Source organism: Cellulosimicrobium composti, from assembly GCF_010287905.1.
Taxonomy (GTDB): domain Bacteria; phylum Actinomycetota; class Actinomycetes; order Actinomycetales; family Cellulomonadaceae; genus Cellulosimicrobium; species Cellulosimicrobium composti.
In genome coordinates this window covers 1-8,966 of record NZ_JAAFAN010000098.1, presented here as the reverse complement: position 1 = coordinate 8,966, position 8,966 = coordinate 1, and the positions used below count along the sequence as shown (strand labels likewise).

The window sequence follows — 8,966 nt, the reverse complement described above, 5'->3', positions numbered from 1 at the left end:
TGGGCGTCGGAGGGGGCTGGGGTTTTGGGGCCGGCCCTGTGGCGGTGGGGGGGGGGGGCCCCGGGGGGGGGGGGGGGGGGGGGCCGGGGGGGGCCGGTGGGCCCGGGGCCCGACGCCGCGGCGGTCGTGCCCCCCACACCCGACCCCGCGGCGTCGTCCGTGCCGCCGGTCGGCCCGCCGGTCGGCCCGCCGGTCGGAGAGGGCGCGGCGGCGGGCTCGGCGCCCGGGGCCTCCGGGGCGGGTTCCGGCGCCGGTGCGGGCGCGGGTTCGGGTGCCGTGGTCGGCGCGCCGGGGCTCGTCCTCGGCGGCGTCACGGCGGTCGTGGTCGCGGCGGTCGTCGGCGTCGGCGCGGTCGCCGGGTGGTGGGCAGGTGCGCCGTCCGGGGCCCCGCCCGTCGCCGAGGAGACGGCACCGGGCGCGCCCGCGCCGGGGACGACGTCGGGCGGGTCGTCCGCACCCGCGGCGCCGGGCGACGCCGCGGGCGGACCGGCCGCACCTCCCGGCACGGACGACGCGGCGGCGGACGACGACCGCGCGGCCGACGGCGACCCCGCGCCCACGGTGCAGGAGCCGGGCGCCGGCACGACGTCCGCGCCGACGGACCCCGCGGGCGTGCCCGCACCGCCCGTGACCGCGCCCGCGCGGCCGAGCCCCGCGCCGAACGACCCGGCGCCGACCGACCCCACGCCCGCCCCCGTGGACCCGGCCCCCGCCGGCCCGGACGCGCCCGTCCTCGCGTCGGCGGCCGCGCCGGGCGTCGTCGGCGTCTTCCCGGTCCTGCGCGGGACGGGAGAGCCCGGGGCGGCCGTCACGCTGCTCGACGCCGGGGGAGCGGTGGTCGGCGCGGCCGTCGTCGGGGACGACGGCACGTGGGAGGCCGTCGCGGACGGGCTGAGCGCGCACGGCGAGCACACGCTGCGCGCCGTGCAGGAGGTCGACGGCGCGGTGTCCGAGCCGTCGGCCGCGGTGGGTCCCTACGCGTTCGACCTGCCCGTCCTGCTCTCGCCCGCCCCGGGGTCCACGGTGGCCGGGCGCCCCACGGGGCTGCCGTGGGAGGAGGCGCGCTTCACGGTCGACGCCCAGTTCTCCGGCACGCCCGGGCTCGTGGTCGAGGCCGTCGTCGACGGCCGCGCGACCGGCAACACGCACGCGCTGGGCGACACCCCGCTCGTGCGGCAGGTGTCCCGCCTCACCCTCGGGGAGCACACGCTCGGGCTCCGCGTCGTCGACCCGGCCACCGGCGGGCACGGACCGCTCGTGACCTCGCGGTTCACCGTCGTCCGCTGAGCTCCCACCGCACCGTCGTCCGTCGTCGAGGCGCCGTCGGCCGTGGACCGGCGCCGCGCGCCCGGTCGGCGCGACTCACTCCGCGCGGTCCGGCGCGGTGCCGTCGGAGGCGGCGCGGTCGGAGGCGGGCCCGTCCGCCCCGGGCCGGTCCGAGCCGGAGCGGCGGCTGAACCGCATGACGACGTAGAGCACCGCACCCACGGCGAGGAGGATGCCAGCGCGCAGCCACGTCACGGCGTCCTGCTGCGTGAGGAGCAGCACGCACGACGCGACGCCCAGCACCGGCACCACGGTGATCACGCGGAAGTGCGGCTCCTCGACCTTCTCGCGCCGCAGCACGAGCACCGCGACGTTCGTCGCCGCGAAGACGAGCAGGAGCAGCAGCACCACCGTCTCCGCGAGGCCTGCGACGTCGCCCGTGAAGACGAGACCCATCGCGACCGCCGTGGTGACGACGATCGCGACCCACGGGGTGCGGCGCCGGGGCAGCACGCGCCCGAGCGCGGTCGGGAGCAGGTCCTGCTCGGCCATCCCGTACGCGAGGCGGCTCGCCATGATCATCGTCAGGAGCGCGCCGTTCGCCACGGCGATGAGCGCGACGAGGGAGAACACCCACGCGGGGACGGAGCCCTCGGCGTCGACGACCTCGAGGAGCGGGCCCGTGGACCCGGCGAGCGACTGCGGGTCGACGACCGCGACGGCCGCGACCCCGACGGCGACGTAGACGACGCCGGCCGTGACGAGCGCGCCGAACAGCGCGCGCGGGTAGGTACGGCGCACGTCGCGCACCTCCTCCGCGAGGTTGGCCGACGTCTCGAACCCGACGAACGAGTAGTACGCGAGGATCGCGGCCCCCAGCACCGTGATCGCCGGCGTCGTGCCCTCGACGAACTGCGTGACGCGGCCCGGCTCACCGTCACCGCGGCCGAGCACCACGACGGCGAGCACGACGATGAGCAGGAGACCGGAGAGCTCGATCGCCGTCATGGCGACGTTGGCGCGCAGGGACTCCTTGATGCCGCGCGCGTTGAGCGTCGCGACGAGCGCGAGGAAGAGGACCGCGACGAGCCGGTCGGGCGCGTCGACGAACGTCGCGAAGTAGTCGCCCGCGAAGGCGAGCGACAGGCCGGCCGCGCTCGTCACGCCCGCCGCGAGCATGGAGAAGCCGACGAGGAACGACACGAGCGGGCTGCGGAACGCGCGGTCCGCGAAGACCGCGGCGCCGCCCGCACGCGGGTACTTGGTCACGAGCTCCGCGTACGAGCCGGCGGTGAGCAGGGCGAGGCCGAGCGCGACGAGCAGCGGCAGCCACACCGCGCCGCCCACCTCGCCCGCCATCTCGCCGACCAGCGCGTAGACGCCGGCCCCGAGGACGTCGCCGAGGATGAACAGGTAGAGGAGCTTTCCGCCGACGGACCGCGAGAGCCGGGTGTCGGGATCGGTGGCCTGCTCCGTGGGTGCGGGGGCTGCGTTCATGCGGTCACCGTGCCACGGGTGCGCGTCGCTCGCTCCCGTACGGCGGCCGCCCGGGCGCACCGGGGCGCGGGGGGAGCGCGTGCGAGCCGCCGGGGCCCGTGCGAGCGTGGACGTCCCGGGTCCAGCAGCGAGCCCGTCGGCACGAGCGTGACCGGCGGCGTCCTCGCGAGCCGCGTCGGCCGCGCGCCGTCGCGAGGAGACGACATGGACGACACGCCGGGGACGACGACGGGCGCCGCGCGGGTGGCGGCCCGCGCGCGGCGCGCGGTGGTGACCGGCGGCGCCGGGTTCGTGGGGAGCCACGTGTGCGAGGCGCTCGTGGCGCACGGCGTCGAGGTCGTGTGCGTGGACGACCTCTCGACCGGCGACCTGGGCAACCTCGCCGCGCTGCGCGACGAGCCCCGGTTCACGTTCGTCGAGGCCGACGTCTCCCGGGGCCTGGACGCCGTCGGCGACGAGCCGGTGGACCTCGTGCTCCACCTCGCCTCGCCCGCGTCGCCCCTCGACTACCTCCGCCTGCCGCTCGAGACGCTGCTCGTCGGCTCGGCCGGGACGCGCCACGCCCTCGAGCTCGCCGGGCGCGCGGGTGCGCGGTTCGTCCTCGCCTCGACGTCCGAGGTCTACGGCGACCCGGAGGTCCACCCGCAGCGCGAGGACTACTGGGGTCACGTCAACCCGGTCGGCCCGCGCAGCGTGTACGACGAGTCCAAGCGGTTCGCCGAGGCGACGACGGCGGCCTACCGGCGCAGCCGCGGGGTCGACGCGGGGATCGTGCGGATCTTCAACACGTACGGACCGCGCATGCGCGGGCACGACGGGCGCATGGTCCCCACGTTCGTGCGGCAGGCGCTCGCGGGCGAGCCCCTGACGGTCGCGGGAGACGGGTCCCAGACCCGCTCGGTGTGCTACGTCGACGACCTCGTCGACGGGATCCTCGCGTTCGCGGCGACGGACCACCCCGGTCCGGTGAACCTCGGGAACCCGACGGAGCTCACCGTGGGGCAGGTGGCCGAGGACGTCCTCGCCGCGACGGGGAGCGACGCCGGGGTCGTGCACGTCGACCTGCCGGAGGACGACCCGCGCCGCCGCCGGCCGGACGCGGCGCTCGCGGAGCGGCTGCTCGGGTGGCGGGCGCGGACGCCGTGGCCCGAGGGGCTCGCGCGCACGGTCGCCTGGTTCCGCGCGGAGGACGGCGGCGCCGAGGTCGCGGCCGCGGTGGGCCGAGGGGCGTCGGCATGAAGGTCTCGGTGCACGGCTGCGGCTACCTCGGGGCGGTGCACGCGGCGGCCATGGCGCGCCTGGGCCACGACGTGGTGGGGATCGACGTGGACGCGGCACGCGTGGCGGCGCTCGCCGAGGGACGCGCTCCGTTCTTCGAGCCCGGCCTCACGGCGCTGCTCGCGGGGACCGGAGGACCGGGCGCTCTGCGCTTCTCGACCGACGCCGCGGACGCCGCGGCGGCCGAGGTGCACTTCCTGTGCGTCGGCACGCCGCAGTCGGCCGGCAGCGGGGTCGCCGACCTCCAGCAGCTCGAGGCGGCGCTCGCAGCCCTGCGGCCCCACCTGCGGCCGGGGTCGGTCGTCGTCGGCAAGTCGACGGTGCCCGTGGGGACCGCCGCGCGGCTCGCGGCCGGGCTCCCCGACGGCGTCGGCCTCGCGTGGAACCCGGAGTTCCTCCGCGAGGGTCACGCGGTGGCGGACACGCTGCACCCCGACCGGCTCGTCTACGGCGTCCCCGACGACGGCGGAGAGGCGCTCGTCGCGCGGCTCGACGCGGTGTACGCACGGCTCCTCGCCGACGACGTGCCGCGCCTCGTGACGGACCTCGCGACGGCGGAGCTCGCCAAGGTGGCCGCGAACGCGTTCCTCGCGACGAAGATCTCGTTCGCCAACGCGGTCGCGGAGGTGTGCGAGGCCGCCGGGGGCGACGCCGTCGCCCTCGTGGGCACGATGGCGCTCGACCGTCGCATCGGCGGGGACTACCTGGGAGTCGGCCTCGGGTTCGGCGGGGGCTGCCTGCCGAAGGACATCCGGGCGTTCGCGGCCCGCGCGCGCGAGCTCGGGGTGGGCGACGCCGTGTCGTTCCTCGACGAGGTCGACGCGATCAACGACCGCTGCCGCGACCGCGCGGTCGAGCTCGCGCGCGCGGCGTGCGGCGGCTCGCTCGCGGACCGGCGCGTCGCGGTGCTCGGTGCCGCCTTCAAGCCGGACAGCGACGACGTGCGCAGCTCACCCGCGCTCGCCCTCGCACGGGCGGTCGCCGCCGAGGGGGCCGACGTCGTGGTCACCGACCCGCAGGCCCTCGCGCTCGCGCAGGCCGCCGCGCCCGAGCTCGGGTACGCCGCGGACGTGCGCGAGGCGGCCGCCGGCGCCGACGTCGTCGTGCTCGCGACCGAGTGGGACGAGTACCGCGCGCTCGACCCGCACGCCCTGGCGCGGGTCGTCCGCGCCCCGCACCTTGTGGACGCGCGCAACGCCGTGGACCGTGCGCGGTGGCGCGCCGCCGGGTGGGACGTGCGCGCGCTCGGCGTCGCCGCCGTGCGCGCGGCGCCCGCTCAGTCGAGCAGCCCGACGGCGTAGCCGACGAAGAACAGCGCGGTGAGGACCGCGACCGCGCCGACGACGCCGACCCACACCCACGGCACGGCCCGGTGGGGGCCGTGCTCCTCGTGGCCCTGGGGCGCGCTGACCTGGTCCTCCGCCGGCGGCGTCTCGCCGGGCTGCACGTCGCCGCTCGCCGAGAAGTCGGCGGCGCCCGAGCGGTGCGTGGCGTCCAGGGGGTCGGGGTCGGGAGAGGCGGGGCCGGTCATGGGAGTCCTTCCGTCGTGGTCGGGTCGGTGCCGTCGGTTCGCGACGCTCACGGGCGGCGCCAGTCGTCGGAGGTCAGGTGCGACCCGGCCATCGGGCCCATGCGCAGCATCCCGCCGTCGACGGCCCAGGACGCTCCCGTGACGTACGTGGCGTCCGGCCCGCACAGGAACGCCACGACGGCGGCGACCTCGCGCGCGTCCCCGGGCCGGCCCAGCGGGACGCCGGCGCGGTCCGTCGGGTGCGGGTCCTCGTCCTCCTGCCCGGTCATCGCCGTCGCGATCTCGCCGGGCGCGACGGCGTTGACGGTGATGCCGTGCTCCGCGAGCTCGAGCGCCGCGACCTGGGTCAGCAGGCCGAGGCCGCCCTTCGCGGCGCAGTAGGGCGCGGCCCCGACGCGCGGGGCGTGCTCGTGCACGCTCGTCACGTTGACGACGCGCCCGCCGCGCCCGCCAGCGACCATGTGCCGCGCCGCGGCCTGGGTGAGGACGAACGGGCCGTCGAGGTCGGTCGCGAGCACCTCGCGCCAGGTCGCGACGTCGAGGTCGAGGAACGGCGTGGCGGTGCCCGTCCCGGCGACGTTCACGAGCGCGTCCACGCGCCCGAGCTCGGCGGCGAGCGCGTCGACGGCCGGGGCGAGCGCGTCGAGGTCCGTGACGTCGACGCGCCGGGTCGCGGCGCGCGCTCCCGCCGCGCGGACCTCGCGCGCGGTCGCGTCCGCGTCGTCCTCGTCCGCGTACCAGCACAGGCCGAGGTCGAACCCGGCGGCGGCGAGCGCGACGGCGGTCGCGCGCCCGATCCCGGACTCGGAGCCCGTGACGAGCGCGACGGGCCGGTCCCCGGCGGCAGGGGCGCTCGCCGGTCCGGAGGTGCGGGGGTCGAGGTCGGGAGCGGTCATGCCTCGACCCTCCGGACGTCGGCGCCCGCACGCATCTCGGGCGCGTCCTCGCCGGACGACGCGAGGAGCGAACGCGCCGCGGCGACGACCTCGTCGACCGTCACCCGGTCGAGCGCCGGGTCGAGGTCGGCGCCGTGCGGGTCGCCCCGGTGCGCCGGCTCGGCGTCCGCGCCGTGCCAGAGCACGGCGTGCAGGTCGGGGTCGACCGCCGGGCCCCACGCCGACGGCGGCGTCGGGCCGAACAGGACGACGGACGGCGTCGCGAAGGCCGTCGCGAGGTGCGCGACCCCCGTGTCCCCGCACACCACGAGCCGTGCCGTCCCGACGACGTCGGCGAGCGCGGGCAGGTCGAGCGTCCCGGCGGCGCCGGTCACCGTCCCCGTCGTGCCGTCGGCCGCCGGGCCGTCGGCCGCCGGGCCGTCGCCCGACGGACCGTCGCCCGCCGCGCTCCGGGCCTCGGAGGCCTCCGCGACGACGCGCGCGACGAGCTCGCGCTCGTCGGGGCCGCCCGTGACGACGACGTCGCGCCCGGAGGCGGCGAGGCCGCGCACGACGGCCGCGAACCGGTCTGCGGGCCAGCGGCGGGACCCCGCGGCCGCGCCCGGGTGGACGACGACGTGCCGCCCGCGCGAGGCCGGGGCGTCGAGGCGCAGGTCCTCGCGCGCGCACGTGCCGCCCGCGGACGTGACGAGTCGGCACCAGCGGTCGACCTCGTGCTCGTCGGGGTCCCAGCCCGGCCCGTCGACGCCCGCCTCGGGCGACGCGAACGCGACGACCTGCTCGGGCGCGGTGTCGAGAAGCACGCGGTGGCTCTCCGGGCCCGAGCCGTGGAGGTTCACCGCCACGTGCCCGGCGGGCGCCGCGCCCGTCACGGTCTGCGCCTCCTCGGCCCACGCGAGCGGGGCGAGCCCGCGCGTCGGGACGACGCCGTCGACGAGGCCCAGGTCGCGCAGCCAGGAGCCGACCTCCTCGGGGGCGGCGAGCAGGACGCGCCGCCCCGGCCACGCGCGCCGCACGCCCCGCAGCGCCGGGACCGCCGTGAGCGCGTCCCCGAGCCCGAGCGCGCGCAGCACGAGCACCGTGCCCTCGTCCTGGCTCGCGAGACCGGGCAGGTCGGCGGCGCGCTCCGCCGCGCCGTCCGTCACGGCCACGACGTCTCGCCGGAGGCCATGACGAGCATCTCGCGGATCTCGCAGCCCACGGGCTGGCGGAGCGCCGTGACGACGGCCGCCGCGGTCGCGCGCGGGTCGTTGAGGTCGGCGTCCGGTCCGGGTCTGTACTGCTCGGTGCGCCCGTCGAAGAACGCGGTGCGCATCCCGCCGGGCACGAGGCACGTGACGCCGACGCGGCCCGCGAGCTCCGCGGCGAGCGCCTGCGAGAACCCGCGCACGGCGAACTTCGACGCGCAGTAGGCGGTCGCGTCCGAGACGCCCTTGAGCCCGAGCGTCGACGCGACGGTCACGACCGTCCCGCGGCGCTCCTCGAGGTGGGGCAGCGCGGCGCGCACGACCGCGACGGTGCCGAACAGGTTGACGCGCACGACGCGCTCCCACGTCTCGACGTCGATCTCGTCGAGCCGCCCGCACGCGTCGGTCCCCGCCGCGGTGACCACGGCGTCGGGCGGTCCCACCTCGAGCGCGAGGCGCTCGACGGCCGCGGCCGCGGCGGCGGAGTCGGACAGGTCGACGACGGCGTGCGGCACGCCCGCGGCGGGCGCGACCCGGTCGAGCACGACCGGCTTGCCGCCGGCGGCCGTCACGGCGTCGACGAGCGCGGCGCCGAGCCCGCTCGCGCCTCCCGTGACGTAGACGGTGCCGAGCTCGCGCGGGACGGGCGCCGGCGACTCGGGCTGGCGGGGGGTCGGTGCGGTCGCGGTCATGCGGTCGTCTCCTTCGTCAGCGGGTGGGTGCCGGGCGCGAATCGCCCCGAGCGCTCGAGGATCGAGGTCGTGGACCGGCCGTCCACGTAGGGCAGGACGACGACCCGGCCGCCGTGCCGCCGGACCACCTGCGCCTCGGGCAGGGTCTCCTCGGTGTAGTCGCCGCCCTTGGCCCACACGTCCGGGCGCAGGCGCTCGAGGGCGGCGCGCGGGTCGTCCTCGTCGAACACGACGACGGCGGACACGCAGTCGAGCGCGGACAGGACGCGCGCGCGGTCCGCCTGCCCGACGACGGGGCGTTCGGGCCCCTTGAGCCGGCGGACCGACGCGTCGCCGTTGAGCAGGACGACGAGGTGGTCGCCGAGGCGGGCCGCGGCCTCGAGCGTCGCGACGTGCCCGGCGTGGAGGATGTCGAAGCACCCGCCGGTCGCGACGACCGTGCCCCCGCGGGCGCGCAGCCGGGCCGCGACCTCCTCGGGGGCGGCCGCGTCGGCGGCGGACCCCGTGGGGGCGCCGTCGGGTCCCGGGCGCGCGGCAGTCCGGCCGGCGGGCGCGGCGTCGGCGCGTCGGCGGTAGCCCTCCGCGCCGCCCGCGGCGACCCACGCCGAGGCCGCGCCCA

9 protein-coding genes are annotated in these 8,966 nt (G+C 78.5%); 3 read left to right on the top strand and 6 right to left on the bottom strand.

What is annotated here, in order from left to right:
- The first annotated feature begins 276 nt into the window (after positions 1 to 276).
- Complete coding sequence (locus tag GYH36_RS20145; protein WP_162290582.1) at positions 277 to 1,287, top strand: Ig-like domain-containing protein; 1,011 nt, start codon at positions 277 to 279, stop codon at positions 1,285 to 1,287.
- 75 nt (positions 1,288 to 1,362) lie between these two features.
- Here GYH36_RS20145 and GYH36_RS18205 read toward each other — a convergent pair whose 3' ends face one another.
- Positions 1,363 to 2,763, bottom strand: coding sequence for an APC family permease (locus GYH36_RS18205; RefSeq protein WP_162290581.1), 1,401 nt, complete (start codon positions 2,761 to 2,763; stop codon positions 1,363 to 1,365).
- Positions 2,764 to 2,967: 204 nt separating this feature from the next.
- Here GYH36_RS18205 and GYH36_RS18200 point away from each other — a divergent pair, with 204 nt between their 5' ends.
- Entirely contained in the window at positions 2,968 to 4,002 is a 1,035-nt protein-coding gene (locus GYH36_RS18200; protein WP_162290580.1) for an NAD-dependent epimerase/dehydratase family protein, read from the top strand.
- Complete coding sequence (locus GYH36_RS18195; protein ID WP_162290579.1) at positions 3,999 to 5,342, top strand: UDP-glucose dehydrogenase family protein; 1,344 nt, start codon at positions 3,999 to 4,001, stop codon at positions 5,340 to 5,342. Before GYH36_RS18200 ends, GYH36_RS18195 begins: the two co-directional genes overlap by 4 nt.
- Here GYH36_RS18195 and GYH36_RS18190 read toward each other — a convergent pair.
- The 5 genes from GYH36_RS18190 to rfaE2 form a co-directional block, all read right to left on the bottom strand.
- Positions 5,318 to 5,572 carry a DUF6480 family protein gene (locus GYH36_RS18190; RefSeq protein ID WP_220396165.1) on the bottom strand — a complete coding sequence of 85 codons (255 nt, stop codon included), beginning with the start codon at positions 5,570 to 5,572 and terminating at the stop codon, positions 5,318 to 5,320. The genes GYH36_RS18195 and GYH36_RS18190 overlap by 25 nt on opposite strands.
- Before the next feature lie 47 nt (positions 5,573 to 5,619).
- The gene (locus tag GYH36_RS18185) at positions 5,620 to 6,468 is read right to left on the bottom strand and encodes an SDR family oxidoreductase (RefSeq protein ID WP_115942672.1); all 849 of its coding nucleotides are present in this window, start codon (positions 6,466 to 6,468) and stop codon (positions 5,620 to 5,622) included.
- A complete protein-coding gene (locus GYH36_RS18180) occupies positions 6,465 to 7,619 on the bottom strand; it encodes a glycosyltransferase family 9 protein (RefSeq protein WP_312028708.1) in 1,155 nt (384 codons plus the stop codon). The genes GYH36_RS18185 and GYH36_RS18180 overlap by 4 nt, the downstream gene beginning before the upstream one ends.
- Positions 7,610 to 8,347: an SDR family oxidoreductase gene (locus tag GYH36_RS18175; RefSeq protein WP_162290578.1), complete on the bottom strand. Its 738-nt coding sequence runs from the start codon at positions 8,345 to 8,347 to the stop codon at positions 7,610 to 7,612. Before GYH36_RS18175 ends, GYH36_RS18180 begins: the two co-directional genes overlap by 10 nt.
- Positions 8,344 to 8,966: D-glycero-beta-D-manno-heptose 1-phosphate adenylyltransferase (rfaE2, locus tag GYH36_RS18170; protein WP_162290577.1), on the bottom strand; the 623-nt coding region annotated here is incomplete at its 5' end. The genes GYH36_RS18175 and rfaE2, both read right to left, overlap by 4 nt.